This is a genomic window from Pseudomonas sp. BNK-45, from assembly GCF_047456255.1.
Lineage (GTDB): Bacteria > Pseudomonadota > Gammaproteobacteria > Pseudomonadales > Pseudomonadaceae > Aquipseudomonas.
Map to the genome: position 1 here is coordinate 3173947 of NZ_CP179909.1, position 19313 is coordinate 3193259.

General features: G+C 62.8%; 17 protein-coding genes. 5 read left to right on the plus strand and 12 right to left on the minus strand.

Annotated elements, in window-relative coordinates:
- Positions 1-35: 35 nt before the first annotated feature.
- Positions 36-995: a spore coat U domain-containing protein gene (locus ACMGG8_RS14750; protein ID WP_414159808.1), complete on the plus strand. Its 960-nt coding sequence runs from the start codon at positions 36-38 to the stop codon at positions 993-995.
- A 136-nt stretch (positions 996-1131) separates the two neighbouring features.
- On the opposite strand, the gene ACMGG8_RS14755 is transcribed toward ACMGG8_RS14750, so the two are convergent.
- A complete protein-coding gene (locus ACMGG8_RS14755) occupies positions 1132-2358 on the minus strand; it encodes an MFS transporter (RefSeq protein ID WP_060840167.1) in 1227 nt (408 codons plus the stop codon).
- A 103-nt stretch (positions 2359-2461) separates the two neighbouring features.
- On the opposite strand from ACMGG8_RS14755, the gene ACMGG8_RS14760 reads away from it, so the two are divergent.
- Positions 2462-2908, plus strand: coding sequence for a winged helix-turn-helix transcriptional regulator (locus ACMGG8_RS14760; protein WP_060840166.1), 447 nt, complete (start codon positions 2462-2464; stop codon positions 2906-2908).
- Between the two features lie 45 nt (positions 2909-2953).
- Here ACMGG8_RS14760 and ACMGG8_RS14765 read toward each other — a convergent pair whose 3' ends face one another.
- The 3 genes from ACMGG8_RS14765 to ACMGG8_RS14775 all read right to left on the minus strand — a co-directional run bounded on the left by ACMGG8_RS14765 (position 2954) and on the right by ACMGG8_RS14775 (position 4946).
- Positions 2954-4108: a M14-type cytosolic carboxypeptidase gene (locus tag ACMGG8_RS14765; protein WP_414159809.1), complete on the minus strand. Its 1155-nt coding sequence runs from the start codon at positions 4106-4108 to the stop codon at positions 2954-2956.
- 92 nt (positions 4109-4200) lie between these two features.
- Complete coding sequence (locus ACMGG8_RS14770) at positions 4201-4428, minus strand: hypothetical protein (protein WP_158552878.1); 228 nt, start codon at positions 4426-4428, stop codon at positions 4201-4203.
- A gap of 170 nt (positions 4429-4598) precedes the next feature.
- Entirely contained in the window at positions 4599-4946 is a 348-nt protein-coding gene (locus ACMGG8_RS14775; RefSeq protein ID WP_060840164.1) for a DUF6124 family protein, read from the minus strand.
- A gap of 133 nt (positions 4947-5079) precedes the next feature.
- On the opposite strand from ACMGG8_RS14775, the gene ACMGG8_RS14780 reads away from it, so the two are divergent.
- Positions 5080-5745, plus strand: a complete 666-nt coding sequence (locus ACMGG8_RS14780; protein WP_060840163.1) for a LexA family protein — start codon at positions 5080-5082, stop codon at positions 5743-5745.
- Between the two features lie 54 nt (positions 5746-5799).
- Here the strand turns inward: ACMGG8_RS14780 and ACMGG8_RS14785 are convergent, their stop codons facing one another.
- From ACMGG8_RS14785 to ACMGG8_RS14800, 4 genes are all read right to left on the minus strand, one after another.
- The gene (locus tag ACMGG8_RS14785; protein ID WP_414159810.1) at positions 5800-7746 is read right to left on the minus strand and encodes an acetyl/propionyl/methylcrotonyl-CoA carboxylase subunit alpha; all 1947 of its coding nucleotides are present in this window, start codon (positions 7744-7746) and stop codon (positions 5800-5802) included.
- Positions 7743-8561, minus strand: a complete 819-nt coding sequence (locus ACMGG8_RS14790; protein ID WP_060840161.1) for a gamma-carboxygeranoyl-CoA hydratase — start codon at positions 8559-8561, stop codon at positions 7743-7745. The genes ACMGG8_RS14785 and ACMGG8_RS14790 overlap by 4 nt, the downstream gene beginning before the upstream one ends.
- A 17-nt stretch (positions 8562-8578) precedes the next feature.
- Positions 8579-10183, minus strand: coding sequence for a carboxyl transferase domain-containing protein (locus tag ACMGG8_RS14795; protein WP_060840160.1), 1605 nt, complete (start codon positions 10181-10183; stop codon positions 8579-8581).
- 106 nt (positions 10184-10289) lie between these two features.
- A complete protein-coding gene (locus ACMGG8_RS14800; RefSeq protein ID WP_060840159.1) occupies positions 10290-11453 on the minus strand; it encodes an isovaleryl-CoA dehydrogenase in 1164 nt (387 codons plus the stop codon).
- 227 nt (positions 11454-11680) lie between these two features.
- Here ACMGG8_RS14800 and ACMGG8_RS14805 point away from each other — a divergent pair, with 227 nt between their 5' ends.
- Entirely contained in the window at positions 11681-13384 is a 1704-nt protein-coding gene (locus ACMGG8_RS14805) for an AMP-binding protein (protein ID WP_414159811.1), read from the plus strand.
- Positions 13385-14005: 621 nt separating this feature from the next.
- Here the strand turns inward: ACMGG8_RS14805 and ACMGG8_RS14810 are convergent.
- The 3 genes from ACMGG8_RS14810 to ACMGG8_RS14820 form a co-directional block, all read right to left on the minus strand.
- Positions 14006-14905, minus strand: coding sequence for a hydroxymethylglutaryl-CoA lyase (locus ACMGG8_RS14810; RefSeq protein ID WP_060840157.1), 900 nt, complete (start codon positions 14903-14905; stop codon positions 14006-14008).
- A 62-nt stretch (positions 14906-14967) separates the two neighbouring features.
- Positions 14968-15372, minus strand: coding sequence for a MerR family transcriptional regulator (locus ACMGG8_RS14815; protein ID WP_060840156.1), 405 nt, complete (start codon positions 15370-15372; stop codon positions 14968-14970).
- Between the two features lie 124 nt (positions 15373-15496).
- Positions 15497-16432: a LysR family transcriptional regulator gene (locus ACMGG8_RS14820; protein ID WP_060840155.1), complete on the minus strand. Its 936-nt coding sequence runs from the start codon at positions 16430-16432 to the stop codon at positions 15497-15499.
- Positions 16433-16612: 180 nt separating this feature from the next.
- Here ACMGG8_RS14820 and ACMGG8_RS14825 point away from each other — a divergent pair, with 180 nt between their 5' ends.
- A complete protein-coding gene (locus ACMGG8_RS14825; RefSeq protein WP_060844115.1) occupies positions 16613-17842 on the plus strand; it encodes an acyl-CoA dehydrogenase in 1230 nt (409 codons plus the stop codon).
- 54 nt (positions 17843-17896) lie between these two features.
- Here ACMGG8_RS14825 and ACMGG8_RS14830 read toward each other — a convergent pair whose 3' ends face one another.
- The gene (locus ACMGG8_RS14830) at positions 17897-19279 is read right to left on the minus strand and encodes a substrate-binding domain-containing protein (protein ID WP_108545752.1); all 1383 of its coding nucleotides are present in this window, start codon (positions 19277-19279) and stop codon (positions 17897-17899) included.
- Positions 19280-19313: the final 34 nt, after the last annotated feature.

Below are 19313 nucleotides of genomic sequence, written 5' to 3' on the forward strand. Positions count from 1 at the left end.
GAGGCGTGGGCAGATTCAAGGGCTGGCGACAGGCAATGACAGGACTCTTGGCCAGCATGCTGGCGCTGTCGGCCCAGGCGCTGTGCACCACGGTCAGTACCGCGCCGGCGGGGTTCGGCACGCTCAGCTCGATCCTGGTGCGCACCACTTCGCAGCCGGCCTCCACCACCAATGCCGGCCTGAGCTGCACCGGCTCGCTGCTGAGCCTGCTGGCCAGCAGCGACCATTTCTACGCCACCATCACGTCCACCACCAGCGGCCTGGTCGGCCCCACCGGCGATGTCATCGGCTACACCCTGTACGCCAACAACAGCACCAGCTACCCGATTACTCGGGGGGTGCAGTTCGACTTTGCCCGCAACTCGATCATCGATCTGCTGGGTCTGCTGGGCAGCCCGACCGTGGCCAAGACCGTGCCGATCTACATGGGGACCATCACCGGCAGCAACGTGGCGGCCGGGATCTACACCGAGAACCTGAGCATCTTCTGGAGCTGGAACTACTGCGCCGGGATCGGCGCCCTGGGGGCCTGCCTGGGCCGCGACATCGGCAGCGGCACCCAGGCCCTGACGGTCAACATGACGGTGTCCAACGATTGCGTGATCACCGCGCCCAACATCAGCTTCGGCAGTGCGCCGGTGGTCAGCGCCTTTGCCACGGTGACCGGGCAGACCATCAACCTGGCCTGCACCAAGGGCAGTGCCTATACCGTGGGTTTGAGCGATGGCCAGCAGCCGGTGAGCGCGGGTGGTCGGCGGCGGATGATTTCCAGTGGCAACTACCTGGCCTATGACATCTTCAAGAGTGCCGGCAACACTCGCTGGGGCAGTGTCGGCAGTGCCCGGCGCTCCAGTACCGATGCCGAGGTCAACCCGGGCAACGGCCTGGGCACCGGCAGCCAGATCTTCAACTACAACGCCCGGATCTATACCGACCAGAGCACCCCGCCAGCCGGCACCTATGTCGACAACGTGGTGCTGGATGTGGGGTTCTAGAAACCGTCGCGCCACTGATTTCGCCGTCCGTCCGAGGCGCTGTTGCTCGGTCTTGCCCGGGCCGGCCGCGCCATGCTGACGAGCTGGTGCAAAGCAGCCGCGGGGCTGAAGGGGAAAGCACGTTCGGGCGAACCCGCTATGGGCGCGCCGAGCGGGCATCGGGCGCCGTGGCCGGGTGTTGTCCGGGGTTCAGGCTCCACAACCAGTAGAGCAGTGCCACGCCGTTGATGGCCGCGCCCAGCAGGCACACTCCGGTCCAGCCGGCCCAGGCATAGGTGGCAGTGGCGGCGATGGAGCCGCCGGCGCTGCCGGCCGAGTAGAACAGCATGTAACCGGCCGCCAGGCGGCTCTGGGCATGGGGCCGCACGCTGTAGATCAGGCTCTGGCTGGTGACGTGTACCGCCTGCAGGCCCAGGTCGAAGGTGATCACCCCCAGGAGCAGGGCCCACAGGGAGGATTGGGTCAAGGCCAGGGGCAACCAGGACAGCAGCATCAGCGTCAGGGCCAGGCCGCTGGTCCATTGCGCCAACCCGCGATCCGCCAGGTGCCCGGCCCGTGCCGCGCCCAGGGCGCCTGCGGCGCCGGCCAGGCCAAACAGGCCGATCTGGGTGTGTGACAGCGACAGCGGTGGGGCGCTCAGGGGCAGCACCAGTGGGGTCCATAGCACCGTGCCGGCAGCGAAGATCAGCATGGCCAGGACCGCCCGGTCGCGCAGGACCTTTTCCTCCTTGAACAACAGCAACAGGGAGCCGAGCAGTTGCCCGTAGCGTTGCACCGTGGGTGGCTGTTCCGCGGTCGGCAGCACTTTCCACAAGGCCAGGGCCACCAGCAGGGTCAGTCCGGCCGAGAGCAGGTACACCGAGCGCCAGCCCGCCAGATCGGCCATGGTCCCGGCCACGGTACGGGCCAGGAGAATGCCCACCACGATGCCGCTGGTGACCATGCCCACCACCCGTCCGCGCTGAGCGACCGGCGTCAGGTGGGCGGCATAGGCCACCAGCACCTGGGTCACGACCGCCAGCAGGCCGGTGCAGGTCATGCCCAGCAACAGCCAGGCACTGTTGGGGGCCAAGGCCACCGTCGACAGGGCCAGGACCGACAGCAGGGTCTGGCTGACGATCAAGCGCCGGCGATTGAGCAGGTCGCCCAGGGGCACCAGCAACAGCAGGCCCAGGCCGTAACCCACCTGAGTCAGGGTGATGACGATGCCCACCGTGGCCGGCGCCAGGTCGAAGGCCTGGGCCATGGCGTCCAGCAGCGGTTGGGCGTAGTACACGTTGCCCACCGCCAGCCCGCAGGCCACGGCGAACAACAGCACCACCTTGGCTGAAAGTGGCGAAGGGGTTGAGGATTCAGATGACATGGCGGACTCCGTATGTGGTTTTGTTATGAAACCAGTTGTACGGTAGTGATCGTGGTTTTATATTGCAACCACTTTTCCGCTGCCCGTTTGGAGAACTCCCAGCATGGTCAAACGCACTAGCCTGCAAGATGCCGAGTGCCCGGTGGCTCGTTCATTGGACGCCATTGGTGACTGGTGGTCGTTACTGATCGTGCGTGATGCCTTTGACGGCATCCGCCGTTTTGGCGAGTTCCAGCGCAATCTGGGCATGGCCAAGAACATTCTCGCCACGCGCCTGCGGACCTTGGTGGAACATGGGGTGCTGGCGGTTGTGCCGGCCTCCGATGGCAGTGCCTATCAGGAGTACGTGCTGACGGAGAAGGGCAGGGGGCTGTTTCCTCTGATCATCGGTTTGCGCCAATGGGGCGAGGCGTTTTTCTACAAGGAAGGCGAGGCGCATTCGCGAATGGTCGACCGGGAAACCGGGCAACCGCTGCCGGCACTGGAACTGCGTACGGCGGATGGGCGCTTGCTGGGGCCCGACGATTGCCTGCGGGTGCCGGCGTCGTGAGCGCATGACGACTGCGGGAGCGCTTCCCGCAGTCGTCGGGATGGCCTAGCGCAGGCTGTCTACCAGATCGGCGAGGGTACTCAGTACATCCTTGCCCAGTTGCATGGAGCGCTTGCCCGACCAGCCGGTTACCGGGTTGGGGGCATCGTCGTGATCCTTGAAGGGCATCTCCAGGGTCAATGACAGGCAGTCGTATTTTTCCCCGACGGCGTTGCAGGCCAGGGTCATGTTGGCCGCTCCGGGATTGTCCCGGGCGTAACCGTGGGTGGTCTGGAAATCCCGGGTCTGGTGCTTCAGGTGGCTGCGGAACTGCTCTTCGAGTGCCGCCAGGCGTGGTGTGTAGCCCGGGTTGCCTTCGCAGCCGGCGGTGAACACGTAGGGAATCTCTTCATCGCCGTGCACATCGAGGAACAGGTCGACGCCGTACTTTTCCATCTGCTGCTGGACGAACAGCACTTCGGGGCTGAGCTCCTGACTGGCGTCCTGCCAGGCGCGATTCAGGTCCTGGCCCTTGGCGTTGGTCCGCAGGTGGCCATGGAACGCGCCATCCGGGTTCATGTTCGGCACCAGGTACAGGTCGGCCTTGGCCAGCAGTGCATTGAGTTGCGGGTCGTCCCGATGCTGCAGGCGCTCGATCACGCCTTCCATGAACCACTCGGCCATATGCTCGCCGGGGTGCTGCTGGGCGATGATCCACAGCTTGCGCCGGCCTTGCTCGCCGCTGCCCTTGCGCAGCAGCTGGATATCCCGGCCCTCGACGCTTTTGCCCACCGCCAGCAATTGGGCCCCGGCCTTGCTCAAGGCCTGGTCGATCAGCCAGTCGTGGCGCCCGCGGCTGTAGGGTTCGAAATAGGCGAACCAGGCGTGGGTCTGGGTGGCTTCCAGATTGAAGCGCAGCGCGTCGCCTTCGAAGATCGTCGGTACGCGAAACCAGTTCACATGGTCATAGGAGGCGACAGTCTGGTAGCCGGTCCAGGCCTTGTTGTAGGAGGACTGGCTGGCATTGGTCAGGCGGAACCAGTGTTCCTGGCCGACATGCAGGCCGCTGACCTTGAAGTGAAACCACTGGAAATGCGGGCTCTGGGTATCCGGGCGGATGGCCAGCAGGGCCTGCAATGGATTGCTGATGTCCAGCACCTTGATGTTGCCACTGTCGAAATCGGCAGTGATTTGAAACGAAGCGTGATTGCCCACGGTCATGTTCGGCTCCTGTACAGGATTGTTATGACCGTCACTCTACACACTGGAGAGGGTAATAGAAGGGGGGGCGTCGTCCTTGACGCCGAAGCAGCTTAGTGGCTATGCGATTGATTCTCAAGCGCTACTTTTTTCTTTACCCGGAGCATGGCGCCAGGTGCTGACTTGCAAAAGGACATTCTTTTGCTATCATCGCCGCCATTATTTTTAGCAGCACCCACGTCTTCATTAGCCTGAAGCCAAGCCAGAAAAACTGGCAAAAAAAAGACCCGGCAAAAAGCCGGGTCAAAAACCGTGATTAGCCTGATGAGGAGATAATCCAAAGGTCCGACCTAAGGTCCTTTGGGTTATCGACCGATCTCGCGATCAGTTGCCTGCAATAATAATCATTATCATTTGCAAGTCAAATGATTTTCCTCGTGTCTCGTTAAATAATCCTCCCCTTTTGCCTTGCCCTCTTGTCCACCCTCCTGTGGGGAAGGGCGCATGCCTCCTAGCTTGACCCACAACGCTGGCACTCCAGGCACTTGTCCACCAGGGCCTTGGCCAGGTCGATCATGTGCACCACCGAAAACGCCAGGTCACGGTTGGCGCCTTGCAGATGGTTGGCGGCGTCATACGCGGTGGCCGCTGCGCAGCGCAATAGATCGGATGCGTGGATCATGGCTTCCTCACTGCTCAGGCTGCGCCTGATCTCGAAAAACTTTTCCTCCTTGCTTGGTCCGCTAATGGCGGGTTTCAAGTAGTAGTCCATCGCTCGTCGTGCCGCATCGCTATCCTTGAGCGCGTTCAATGTGGCCTCTGTATCGAATTCCTGCACATCCTTGCTGCTTGTGTTCATGAAGTGTTCTGCCCTGATTGAGATTAGGAGAGAGGGGTAGGAACGATGTTAATACGTATTGTAATTGTGACGAGATTTCAAATACTACAACTTGTGTGTTGAGGCGGGAAATACACAACGTATTGTTCGGCCCATGGACAAATGGATCGAGTTGGTTAAAGCCAACATGAAAGGCCGCAAGGTCACACAGGAAAAACTCGCCGAGCGTCTGGGCATGTCTCAAGGTGGTATCGGTCATTGGCTGAGCAAGCGTCGCCAGCCGAAAATCGAAGACATGAATCGGGTGCTCGAAGAGATCGGCATGGGCTTTCTTGAAGTTGCCCTGGTGGTCCGCGAGAAACCCATGCTCGGCGATGATGGCGAACCCTTGGTGGACGAGCCGTCCTTGCAGCACAAGTACAACCCGTATTTCCGTTATCCGGTCAGTGACTGGCGGGTGGTCGGAGAAGTCCGGGAAAGTGGCCAGTCGGCCTATGTCCCCGAGCGTTATGAGCTTTCCGATTATCAGGCGCAGGGGGCAGCCTTCTGGCTGGTGGTGGTCGGTGACGCGATGATCGCGCCAAGCGGCCTGAGCATCAGCCAGGGCATGCTGATCCTGGTGGATCCGGCCGTTGCTGCCGAGCCTGGGAAGTTGCTGGTCGTGCAGTGTCCGGGGAATGACGAGGCGATCTTCCGCAAGTTGGTACAAGAGGGCGGTCAGCGTTATCTGGTACCACTCAATCCCACTTATCCAAAGATGCTCTACAGCGATGAGTGCCGGGTTATTGGTGTAGTCGTACAAGCAACTGCGAAGTTTTAACTTCGTTAAAGAGCCCCTTCCTACAAGTAGGAAGGGGCTTTCTTATTGATAGAGTTACTCCAACTCCACCAAGGCACTGCCTTCGCTGACCATTTCACCTTCCTGACAGTACAGGGCCTTGATGATCCCGGCCTGGGGCGCGCGGATGCTGTGCTCCATCTTCATGGCTTCCAGTACCACCAGTTGCGCACCGGCCTCGACGCTTTGTCCGACAGCGACCAGCACCCGCACGATGCTGCCGTTCATCGGTGCTGTGAGCCCGCCATGCTGACTGTGACTGGCATCGGCCGCGGCGATCGGATCGTAGGCGGTGATGGCGTGCATGTCGCCGTGCCAGTGCAGGTACAGGGTGTCGCCACGGCGAATGGCGCGATGTTCACGACGCAGTCCCTGTTGCTCGACCCACAGGCGCTCGTTTTGCAACTGATAGGCGGGGGAATGAGCCCCAAGGCTGATGGCCCGGTCCTGGCCGGCGCAGCTCAGGTGCAGGCTGGTCTGGGCCGGCAGGCCACTGCGCCAGCCGTTGAGCGTCGACCAGGGCGATTGGGGATCGTCAGCGCGCGTGCGCTGCGGCTGACTTTGCGCAAAGGCCTGGGCCGCCGCCTGCCAGAAGTCCGTGGTCAATTCGCCTGGCGCTGGCAGGAGTTGCTCCTGATAGCGTGGGATAAATCCGGTATCCAGTTGTGCTTGGGCAAATGCCGGATGGGCAATGATGCGCCGCAGGAACGCCAGGTTGGTTTTCAGGCCGCCGATGGCGAACTCGTCGAGCATGCTCAACAGACGCAGGCGGGCCTGCTCGCGGTTCTCGCCCCAGGCGATCAGTTTGCCCAGCATCGGATCGTAGAAGGGCGACACGCTGTCGCCTTCCTCGACTCCACTGTCCACCCGGCGCCCCGGTCCCGCGGCGGACTCCCGATACAGGTCGAGGCGGCCGGTGGCCGGCAGAAAATCGTTGCCCGGATCTTCGGCGTAAAGGCGTACTTCAATGGCGTGTCCCAGCAGCGGCACCTGTTCCTGGCTGAGGGGCAGGGCTTCGCCCCGGGCCACGCGGATTTGCCAGGCCACCAGGTCCAGCCCGGTAATGGCCTCGGTGACCGGATGCTCCACCTGCAGGCGGGTATTCATCTCCATGAAGAAGAATTCGCCGCGGGCGTCCAGGAGAAACTCCACGGTGCCGGCGCCGACATAGCCGATGGCCTGAGCGGCACGCACGGCCGCTTCGCCCATGGCCTTGCGCAGCTCAGGGCCAAGGCCCGGAGCGGGGGCTTCCTCGACCACTTTCTGGTGGCGACGCTGGATCGAACAGTCGCGCTCGTTGAGGTACAGGCAGTTGCCGTGTTGGTCGGCAAATACCTGGATCTCCACGTGTCGTGGCTTGAGCAGGTACTTTTCCACCAGCATCCGCGAGTCGCCGAAGGACGACTGGGCTTCGCGCTGCGCCGAGGCCAGGGCTTCAGCCAGCTGGCTGACGTCCTCGACCACCTTCATGCCCTTGCCGCCGCCGCCTGCGGTGGCCTTGAGCAGCACCGGGTAGCCGATGCGCTCGGCGGCGCTGCGGAAGGTTTCCAGGTCCTGGGCTTCGCCGTGATAACCCGGCACCAACGGCACCCCGGCGGTTTCCATCAGTGCCTTGGCCGCCGATTTGCTACCCATGGCGTCGATGGCCGAGGCGGGCGGCCCCAGAAAGATCAGGCCCGCCGCTTCAATGGCTCGGGCAAAACCGGCGTTCTCCGAGAGAAAGCCGTAGCCGGGGTGAATGGCCTGGGCGCCGCTGGCTTTGGCGGCAGCGATGAGCTTATCGATCTGCAGGTAGCTGTCGGCGGCCTTGCTGCCGCCCAGATCAACACGGATATCCGCCTCGCGGCTGTGCCGGGCGTCACGGTCGGTGGCGCTGTGCACGGCCACGGTGGTCAGGCCCAGGGCCTTGGCGGTGCGCATCACGCGGCAGGCGATCTCGCCGCGGTTGGCCACCAGCAGGGTGTCTAGAACAGGGGCGCTCATGAGCGGGGCTCCTTGGTGGTGGTCGTGGGCTGCCAGCTGGGCGGGCGTTTCTCCAGGAACGCCCGCAGGCCTTCCTGGCCTTCGGCGCTGACCCGGATGCGCGCAATGGCGTTCTCACAGTAGCGACGCAGGGCCGTGGTCAGGGCGCCGTTGCCGACTTCCCGCAACAGGTCCTTGCTGGCGCGCATGGCCTGGGGACTGTTGAGCAGCAGATTGTCGATCCAATACTCGACCTGCTGCTCCAGCTCGGCAGCCGGGTAGCTTTCCGCCAGCAAGCCGATGTCCCGCGCGCGTTGGCCGCCAAAGCGCTCGGCGGTGAGGGCATAGCGCCGGGCGGCGCGTTCACCGATGGCCTGGACCACGAATGGGCTGATGACCGCCGGTGCCAGGCCGATGCGCACTTCCGACAGGCAGAACTGGGCGTCGTCGGTGCCGATCGCCATGTCGCAGCAACTGATCAGGCCCAGGGCTCCGCCGAAGGCTGCGCCTTGCACCACCGCCAGGGTGGGGATTTTCAGCTTGGCCAGGTTGTACATCAGCTCCGCCAGTTCCCGGGCGTCGTCGAGGTTGGTCTGGTAGTCGAGTTCGGCCGACTGCTGCATCCAGGCCAGGTCGGCGCCGGCGCTGAAGTGCCGGCCGCGTCCGCGCAGCAACAGGAAACGCAGGCTCGGGTCGGCCTGGACCTGATCCAGGGCGAGGATCAGCTCGCGGATCATCTCGGCGTTGAAGGCGTTGTTCTTGGTTTCGCGGCTGAGCCACAGGGTGGCGAAGCCACGGGGGTCGCGCAGCAGTTCCAGGGTATTGAAGTCGCTCATGTTCTTCTCGCGCAGGATTACATGCGGAACACGCCGAAGCGGCTCTGTTCGATGGGGGCGTTGAGGGCCGCGGACAGGGCCAGGGCCAGTACGTCACGGGTTTGCGCCGGGTCTATGACGCCGTCGTCCCACAGTCGTGCACTGGAGTAGTAGGGGTGCCCCTGGTGCTCGTACTGATCGAGGATCGGCTGCTTGATCTCGGCTTCCTGGGCGGCGTCGAACGGCTGTCCACTGCGTTCGGCCTGCTCGCGCTTGACCTGAACCAGCACCCCGGCCGCCTGTTCGGCGCCCATCACGCCAATTCGCGCATTGGGCCACATCCACAAAAAGCGCGGGTCATAGGCGCGGCCGCACATGCCGTAGTTACCGGCGCCGAAGCTGCCGCCGATGATCACGGTGAGTTTCGGCACCTTGGCGCAGGCCACCGCGGTCACCAGCTTGGCGCCGTGCTTGGCGATACCGCCGGCTTCGTATTTCTGCCCCACCATGAAGCCGGTGATGTTCTGCAGGAACAGCAGGGGAATGCCGCGCTGGCAGGCCAGTTCGATGAAGTGCGCGCCTTTTTGCGCGGCTTCGGCGAACAGGATGCCGTTGTTGGCGAGAATGGCCACCGGATAACCATGCAGATGGGCAAAACCGCAGACCAGGGTGGTGCCGAACAGGGCCTTGAATTCATCGAACAGCGAGCCGTCCACCAGCCGGGCAATGACTTCGCGGACATCGAATGGCTGCTTGGCATCGGCCGGCACCACACCATAGAGCTCATCGCCCGCATACAGCGGAGCGATCGGGGTGCGTTGCTGCAATTGCCCCTGCTTGTGCCAGTTGAGGTTGGCCACGCTGCGCCGTGCCAGGGCCAGGGCGTGTTCGTCGCTGTCGGCGTAGTGGTCGGCGACTCCGGAAACCTTGCAGTGCACGTCGGCACCGCCCAGGTCTTCGGCACTCACCACTTCACCGGTGGCGGCTTTCACCAGGGGCGGGCCGGCAAGGAAGATGGTCGCCTGTTCACGAACCATGATGGCTTCGTCTGCCATGGCCGGTACGTAGGCGCCACCGGCGGTGCAGGACCCCATGACCACGGCGATCTGCGGGATGCCCTGGGCGCTCATGTTGGCCTGGTTGAAAAAGATGCGGCCGAAGTGCTCGCGATCCGGGAATACTTCGTCCTGGCGTGGCAGGTTGGCGCCGCCGGAGTCCACCAGATAGATGCAGGGCAGGCGGTTTTGCTGGGCGATGGTCTGGGCCCGCAGGTGCTTTTTCACCGTCAGTGGGTAGTAGGAACCGCCTTTCACCGTGGCGTCGTTGGCCACGATCATGCACTCGATGCCTTCCACCCGGCCGATGCCGGCAATCAGCCCGGCGGCCGGCACGTCTTCGCCATAGACCTCGTAGGCGGCCAGGGGGCTGAGTTCAAGGAAGGGCGAGCCAGGATCGAGCAGGCGGTTGATACGTTCGCGCGGCAGCAGTTTGCCCCGGGAAGTGTGGCGCTCCTGGGCCTTGGCGCCACCGCCTTGCTGGACCTGGGCGAGCAGGGTGTGCAGGGCGTCGACCTGGGCCAGCATGCTGGCCGCGTTCTGCGCGAACTCGGGGGATTTCGGGTTGAGCTGAGACTTCAGAATCATCGGAGGGCCTACGGCAGCTTCAAGCGACACGCTTCAAGCTGCAAAAGTAAGTCGGTATTACGGCAGCTTTGGCTTGCCGCTTGTCGCTCGCAACGTGCGGCTGCTCTTACTTGGTTTCGTTGAACAGTTCGCGACCGATCAGCATGCGCCGGATCTCGCTGGTGCCGGCACCGATCTCGTAGAGCTTGGCGTCGCGCAGCAGGCGGCCGGCGGGGAATTCATTGATGTAGCCGTTGCCGCCGAGGATCTGGATCGCATCCAGGGCCATCTGCGTTGCGCGTTCGGCGCTGTAGAGAATCACCCCGGCGGCGTCCTTGCGGGTGGTTTCGCCGCGTTCGCAGGCCTGGGCCACCGCGTACAGGTAGGCGCGGCTGGCGTTGAGCTGGGTGTACATGTCGGCGATCTTGCCCTGGATCAGCTGGAATTCGCCGATGCTCTGGCCGAACTGCTTGCGGTCGTGAATGTAGGGCACCACCAGGTCCATGCAGGCCTGCATGATCCCGGTCGGGCCGCCGGAGAGCACCACGCGCTCGTAGTCCAGGCCGCTCATCAGCACTTTGACGCCACCGTTGAGCACGCCGAGGATATTTTCCTCCGGTACTTCCACGTCATCGAAGAACAGCTCGCAGGTGTTGGAGCCGCGCATGCCCAGCTTGTCGAACTTGTTGCTGCGGCTGAAGCCTTTCCAGTCGCGCTCGACGATGAAGGCGGTGATGCCGTGGGGACCTTTCTCCAGGTCGGTCTTGGCGTAGATCACATAGGTGTTGGCGTCGGGGCCGTTGGTGATCCAGGTCTTGCTGCCGTTGAGGACGAAGCGGTCGCCGCGCTTGTCGGCCCGCAGCTTCATCGACACCACGTCGGAGCCGGCGTTGGGTTCGCTCATGGCCAGGGCGCCGATGTGTTCGCCGCTGATCAGCTTGGGCAGGTACTTGCTCTTCTGCTCGTGGTTGCCGTTGCGGTTGATCTGGTTCACGCAGAGGTTGGAGTGCGCGCCGTAGGACAGCGCCACCGAGGCCGAGCCGCGGCTGATCTCTTCCATGGCCACCACGTGCGCCAGGTAGCCCAGGCCGGCGCCGCCGTACTCTTCCGCCACGGTGATGCCCAAGAGGCCCATGTCACCGAACTTGCGCCACATGTCGGCGGGAAACAGGTTGTCGACATCGATCTGGGCGGCCCGCGGTGCCAGTTCGGCCTTGACGAAGGCCTGGACCTGCTGGCGCAGCATGTCGATGGTTTCACCGAGGGCGAAGTTCAGGGTCGGATAACTCATGGCGTGGGCACCTTCACACTTGTTTTTATTGAGAGGAGGACGTGGAGAGCGGCGCTGTCGGGCTCTCACCTTTACGTTAACGTAAACCTGCGACCGAAGGCTGTCAATCGCCCTTTACGTAAACGTCAACTTGCGCCAGAGTAACAGGGCTTTCGATTGGAGCCAGGCTTTTTTGCACCTTTCGCCTGGCTCCTGAACACCCACTAATAAAGACAATAGGGGTCGTCATGGAACACTCGGGTTTCCAGCCGGATCGCAGCTACACCTGTGGTACGCAAGACAAGCCGTTGCTCGCGCTGACCATCGGCCAGGCTTTCGACAACACTGTCGCCGCCTATCCTCAGGGCGAGGCTCTGGTGGTGCGTCATCAGCAGTTGCGTTACACCTGGCAGCAGTTGCGCGAGGCCGTGGATCTGCATGCCCGGGCGCTGCTGGCCTTGGGGCTGGACACGGGGGATCGCCTGGGAATCTGGGCACCCAACTGCGCTCAATGGTGCATCGCGCAACTGGCCAGCGCCAAGATCGGCGCGATCCTGGTGAACATCAACCCGGCCTATCGCAGTTCCGAGTTGGAATATGTGCTCAAGCAGTCCGGCTGCCAGTGGCTGATCTGTGCCGGGGCGTTCAAGACTTCCGATTACCACGGCATGCTCCAGGGCCTGATCCCCGAACTGGCGGAGCAATCCATCGGCCAATTGCACTGTGAGCGCCTGCCCGAGTTGCGTGGGGTGATCAGCCTGCACGCGCAGCCGCCCTCCGGCTTTCTGCCCTGGTCGCAGTTGACCGACCTGGCCGCCGGGACCACTGCCGAGCAACTGCAGGCGCGCCAGGACAGCCTGGATTTCGACCAGCCGGTGAATATCCAGTACACCTCGGGCACCACGGGCTTTCCCAAGGGCGCGACCCTGAGTCACTACAACATCCTCAACAACGGTTACATGGTGGGGGAGAGCCTGGGCCTGACAGCGGCGGATCGCCTGGTCATCCCGGTGCCGCTGTACCACTGCTTTGGCATGGTCATGGGCAACCTGAGCTGTATCACCCACGGCACCACCATGATCTACCCCAACGACGCCTTCGACCCATTGCTGACCCTGAACGCGGTGGCCGAGGAGCGGGCGACCGGTTTGTACGGGGTGCCTACCATGTTCATCGCCCTGCTCGATCAGCCCCGGCGTGGCGAGTTCGACCTGTCGAGCCTGCGCACCGGGATCATGGCCGGCGCCACTTGCCCGATCGAGGTAATGCGCCGGGTCATCAGCGAGATGCACATGAGCGAAGTGCAGATTGCCTATGGCATGACCGAAACCAGTCCCGTGTCGTTGCAGACCGGTCCTGCCGACGATCTGGAGTTGCGGGTCACCACGGTGGGGCGTACCCAGCCCCATCTGGAGAGCAAGATCATCGACGAGGCCGGCAATGTGGTGCCGCGGGGCACTATCGGCGAGCTCTGTACCCGCGGTTACAGCGTGATGCTCGGCTACTGGAACAATCCCCAGGGCACCAGTGAGTCCATCGATCAGGCCGGCTGGATGCACACCGGCGACCTGGCGACCATGAACGAGCAGGGCTATGTGTGCATCGCCGGGCGCAACAAGGACATGATCATTCGCGGTGGCGAGAACATTTACCCGCGGGAGCTGGAAGAGTTCTTCTTCACTCATCCTGCCGTGGCCGATGTGCAGGTGATCGGTATTCCCTGCGCCAGGTACGGTGAGGAGATCGTCGCCTGGATCAAATTCCACCCCGGGCATTGCGCCAATGAAGTGGAGCTGCAGGCCTGGTGCAAGGAGCGCATTGCCCATTTCAAGACGCCGCGCTACTTCAAGTTCGTCGAGGAGTTTCCGATGACGGTGACCGGCAAGATCCAGAAATTCCGCATGCGGGAAATCAGCATCGAGGAGCTGCGCGAGCAGGTGGCCAAGGTCTGAGCGTTGCTGGGGCGTGCATCTGTACGGGTGCACGCTTCAGGGGCGAGGAAGGACAGGTCAAGTCGAATCGCGCAAAGCACAAAGGGGAGCCGAAGCTCCCCTTTAATTTGTCGTTGCGTGCTCTTTTTTTATTATTGAGGGGCGGTCTGTTGTTGTTTTTGGCAACCGTGGCCCTTTGCTGCTGTTTTGGGCGATCCCCATCCGGGATCAAGAGCAAACGTATTTTTTTGAGCGCTGATCTAATGTGTCGCCAGGGCGATCCAACCAGTTCGGGAGCTACCTCAGGGTAGTTTTATTGTTCTCTGACCGGTTGCGGGTGGCTCTTGCAAGCCCTCCTGCACACTACATCCTCTCCAAAAAAATCTGTTAGCTGCGTCTCTGTCGTGTTGTTTTTGTTATGTCAGAGTCGTTACGTCTTATTTTTATTAGGTTTGCTGCTTTTTATTCTTGTTATGCCATAGAGATAGCAGAAGCCGTGCCAACTTTTTAAAGTTCTTTTAAATCAATGAGTTGATGATTTTGTAGGACAACCTGTACCACAAGAAAATCGACAAACTGTTTCCGTGTTACTCGTTCCAGCCGCGGTTCAGAGCGACCGGTAACACCCGGCCGCACACTGACTCAGCCGGCGTTACGCGCCTTGGCCACCCGGGAGCCGCTCGGACGCTCCAGTACCGCGCAGATCTGCCGACCGGCATCGATCAGGCGGTCCATGTCGATACCGGTGTGAATGCCCAGGCCATTGAGCAGGTAGAGGACGTCTTCGGTGGCGACGTTACCGCTGGCGCCCTTGGCATAGGGGCAGCCGCCGAGACCGGCGATCGAGCTGTCGAACACCGCGATGCCCTCCAGCAGGCTGGCGTAGACGTTGGCCAGGGCCTGGCCATAGGTGTCATGAAAGTGACCGGCGAGCTTGTCCCGTGGCACCTGGGCGCCTACCACGTCGAACATGCGGCGGGTGGCGCCGGCGGTGCCGGTGCCGATGGTGTCGCCCAGGGACACCTCGTAGCAGCCCATGGCGTACAGTTCGCGGGCAACCAGCGCGACTTGTTCCGCAGCCACTTCGCCTTCATAGGGACAGCCCAGTACGCAGGACACGTAGCCGCGCACGCTGATCCCGTGCTGTTTGGCGGCGTCCATGATCGGCACGAAGCGCTCCAGGCTTTCGCTGATGGAGCAATTGATGTTGCGCTGGGAGAACGATTCCGACGCGGCGGCGAACACCGCGACTTCCTTGACCCCGGCCGCCAGAGCGTCCTCGAAGCCCCGCAGGTTCGGCGCCAGCGCGCCGTAGACCACCCCCGGCTTGCGCTGGATGCGGGCAAAAACCTCGGCCGAGCCGGCCATCTGCGGCACCCACTTGGGCGAGACGAAACTGCCGACTTCTATATAGCCCAGGCCCGCTGCGGTCAGGGCATCGACCAATTGCACCTTGTCGTCGACGCTGATGGGCCGGGCTTCGTTCTGCAGGCCATCGCGGGGACCGACTTCGATCAGGCGTACATGGCTGGGGAGTGACATACAGGTTCACCTTCTATGGAGGAGGGCGGGTGCCGGCACGAGCCGCGCAGGTGTCCCGGGGATTATTGGACGGGGTTGTTCTGGTTCTGGAGGGTCTGTTGCAGTGCCTGGGTGCAGCGCTCTTCGGCGGTGTCCAGTTCCAGCTTCATCTGTTCGATGTCGAGCAACTGCTGTTCAAGCTGCTCACGGCGCTCGCTGATCTTGGCCAGCATGCTGTGCAACTGTTTGAGGTTGCCGCTGCTGGGGTCATAGAGTTCGATCAGTTCACGGCACTCGGCCAGGGAAAAGCCGATGCGCTTGCCCCGCAGGATCAGCTTCAGGCTGACCTTGTCCCGGGGCGAGTAGATGCGTTCCTGGCCGCGGCGCTCGGGGGCCAGCAGGCCCTGCTCTTCATAGAAGCGGATGGCCCGGGTGGTGATGTCGAGCTCGCGGGCGAGGTCGGAGATGCTGTAGGTCTGGCTGCTCATGGAGGCGCTCAAGGTGGGACTTGGCGCTAAGCTAAAGGCAGGTTTACGTATACGTCAAGCAATCCGCGTCTATCCCGTTCGCCGGCAAGCCGGCTGCTGCCGTGAGGGCTTGCCGGCGAAGGGGTCAGGCGGTCTGCTGGTCGAGCTTCTTCTCGTAGGCGGTCACCTGCTGGCACAACTCGATCATCTGCTCGCGCATCCAGCGGTTGGCCGGGTCCTGGTCGGTGCTTTCGTGCCAATACAAGTGGGTTTCCACGGGCGGTACGTCATGGACCGGCAGATTGAATGCCTGCAGGTCATGGCGCCGGGCAAAGCGCTCCGGCACGGTCATCACCATATCGGTCTGTTGCAGCACTTGGGAGGCCATCAGGTAGTGCTGGGAGCGCAGGGCGATCTTGCGCTGGATGCCCATCTTGCCCAGGGCCAGGTCGACATGGCCCAGGCCGCTGCGACGGCTGGAGATATGGATGTGGGTCAGGGACAGGTAATCGTCCAGGGTGAATTTTTCCTTGCCGGCCAGGGGGTGGCCCTTGCGCATGGCGCACACATAACGGTCTTCCATGAGCTTGACATGGCGCACTTGCGGGTCGGTGTTGAGGGGGGCGTCCACGGCAAAGTCCAGGCGCCCGGCCGCCAGTTCCTTGGTGGTTTCCCGGCGCTTGGACAGAAAGCTTTCGATGATCACCGCCGGTGCCAGGCGGCGCAGGCGCTGGAACAGCGGCGGCAGGATCACCGCCTCGGTCAGGTCGGTCATGCTGATGCGGTAGGTCTTGACCGCTTGCAGAGGGTTGAAGATCCGACTTTCCTGGACTGAAACCCGCAGCAGCGACAAGGCATTGCGCACCGGACCGATGATGTTCTGTGCCATGGGGGTGGGCACCATGCCCTGGGCGGTCCTGACGAACAGCGGATCGTTGAAGGTCTCGCGCAGACGCGCCAGGGCGTTGGACACCGCCGGCTGGGTGATGCCGACGATCTGCCCGGCGCGGGTCAGGTTGGCTTCGGTGTAGATCGCGTCGAAAACGATGAAGAGGTTGAGGTCGACCTTGCTCAGATTCATGGCGCTGCACTCTTATTGTTAGGGCCTGTGAGGGAGGCTCGGAAGCCTTTCGGATCAGCCGATCATATATCGGTGATGAATGTTAATACACGCCGAGAATAGGCTAGGTAAATTTTCGTAGCTGATCTAGCATCGATTTCAGTCCCCCAACACCCGTTCTTCAAAAAGGTAGAACTGCCCATGGAATTCGCCTATTCCCCCAAGGTTCAGGAGCTGCGTGAGCGCGTCACCGCGTTCATGGATGCCTATGTTTATCCGGCTGAAGCGGTCTTCGAGCGTCAGGTTGCCGAAGGCGATCGCTGGCAGCCGACCGCCATCATGGAAGAGCTCAAACTCAAGGCCAAGGCTGAAGGTCTGTGGAATTTGTTTCTGCCTGAGTCGGAACTGGGTGCCGGTCTGACCAACCTTGAGTACGCGCCACTGGCGGAGATCATGGGCCGTTCGCTGCTGGGCCCCGAGCCGTTCAACTGCTCGGCGCCGGATACCGGCAACATGGAAGTGCTGGTGCGCTATGCCAATGAAGAGCAGAAGCAGCGCTGGCTGGAGCCGCTGCTGCGCGGCGAGATCCGCTCCGCGTTCGCCATGACCGAGCCGGACGTGGCTTCGTCCGACGCCACCAACATGGCCGCCCGCGCGGTGCGCGACGGCGACCAGTGGCTGATCAACGGCAAGAAGTGGTGGACCTCCGGCGCCTGTGATCCGCGGTGCAAGATCCTGATCTTCATGGGCCTGAGCAACCCCGATGCGCCACGCCACCAGCAGCACTCGATGATCCTGGTGCCGGTGGATACCCCCGGGGTGAAGATCGTCCGTCCGCTGCCGGTGTTCGGCTACGACGATGCGCCTCACGGCCACGCCGAGGTGCTGTTCGACAACGTTCGGGTGCCCTACGAGAATGTGCTGCTGGGCGAGGGTCGCGGTTTCGAGATTGCCCAGGGGCGTCTTGGCCCGGGGCGCATTCATCACTGCATGCGCTCGATCGGCATGGCCGAGCGTGCGCTGGAGCTGATGTGCAAGCGTGCGGTGAATCGCACCGCGTTCGGCAAGCCCCTGGCTCGCCTGGGGGGCAACATCGACAAGATCGCCGACTCGCGAATGGAGATCGACATGGCTCGGCTGTTGACCCTGAAGGCCGCGTACATGATGGACACCGTGGGTAACAAGGTGGCCAAGAGCGAGATTGCCCAGATCAAGGTCGTGGCGCCAAACGTAGCGCTGCGGGTGATCGACAGGGCGATCCAGATTCACGGCGGGGCGGGCGTGTCCAATGACTTCCCCCTGGCCTACATGTACGCCATGCAACGCACCTTGCGCCTGGCGGACGGCCCGGATGAAGTGCACCGTGCGGCCATCGGCAAGTACGAAATCGGCAAGTACGTGCCCAGGGAGCTGCTGCGCAGCGGGCATTGATGAGATCGCTGCCGGCCGGTCGGGCAAGCGTCCGGCCGGTCGGCGGTTGTGGGCTCAATAGACCCAGACTTCCACTCGCCGGTTCTTGATCCGGCCCTCGTCGGCGTTGTTGGCCGCCACCGGCAGCTCGGCGCCAAAACCGCGGATCTCGCGGAACACCACGCCGCTTTTCACCAGTTCCCGACGTACCGCCATGGCTCGCAACCTGGACAGCAGGGCGGCACGTGCCGGGTCGCTCTTGGCATCGCCGAATCCGGCCAGGGTCACTTGGCGGTCCAGCTTGCCGTGCTGGCGCAGGTAGTCCAGGACCCGATTCAGGTCCTGGCGCGCCTTGTTGTCCAGATTGGCGCTGCCCTCCTCGAAGCGAAAGTTCACGCTCAGGCGTTGCGCGTCCCGGCTCAGTTGCTGGTAGGCCTCGGGCATCTGTGGGCTGGGCGTTACCCGCATGGCTTGTACGGTCTGGGCAACAAAACCGTTGGCGGCGACGATGGCCTGGCCCTTGGCGCTCTGGGCAAAATTCACCAAGGCTGTGGCCCAGGGATTCTGGCCGTTGGGGGGCAGGTACAGATACAGACGCCGCGACAGCGGGTAGTCCTCGGTGGCGATCAGGCTGTTGAGGGGCTGCATGGGCTGGGATTCGCCATCGACAATCGCCACCGCCTTGGCCTGGCGCACATAGGGCAGGCCGATGAAACCGATGCCTTGCGGGTCGTGACTGACGGCGTCGGACAGCTGCTCACTGGACTCGAAACGCTTGGCTGCCGGGTTCAACGTCTTGCCACGACGGCTGAGGACCAGCTCTTTGAAGGTGTCGTAGGTGCCGGACTGATCATCCCGGGCATACAGATGGACCGCGCCGCCGGTGCTCCCCAGCTCTTCCCAGGTCTTGATCTCGCCGCTGAACAGGCGGGCCAGTTGCTCGGTGCTCAGCTGGTTCAGCGGGTTGTGCGGATGCAGGATGATGGCCAAGCCATCAATGGCGATGACCTGTTCGGCGCCGGGGCTCTTCAGGTCGCCCAGGCTTTCCAGGTCCACCAGTTCGCTGTCCTTGATGGGGCGGGAAGCCGCAGCCACATCGGCCTGGGCGTTTTTCAGAGCACTGAAGCCGGTGCTCGAGCCGTGGGCGGCCACCTCCACTCTGACTGTCCGGCCCTGGGGGCTTTGTCCCAGAACCCGTTGCTCATTGTCCTTGCCGCTGGGCTCGATACGGATGTCGCGCAGGCCCTGTTGCTCCAGCAAGCCCTTGACCAGCGCCGGACCGAGTCTGGCACCGATGGTGTTGGAGCCCTGGATGCGCAGCACGGCGGCATTGTCGGTCGCCAGGGGCAGGGCGGCGAACACCGACCAGGGCAGGGCGTAGCAGACGAAGCCGATCAGAAACAGGCTGATGGTCCGGCACCAGATATCTCGTTCACTGGCGGTGGAAGCGCGGGGCATGGCGGCACTGGCCTTCTATATAGGAAGAGGGGAA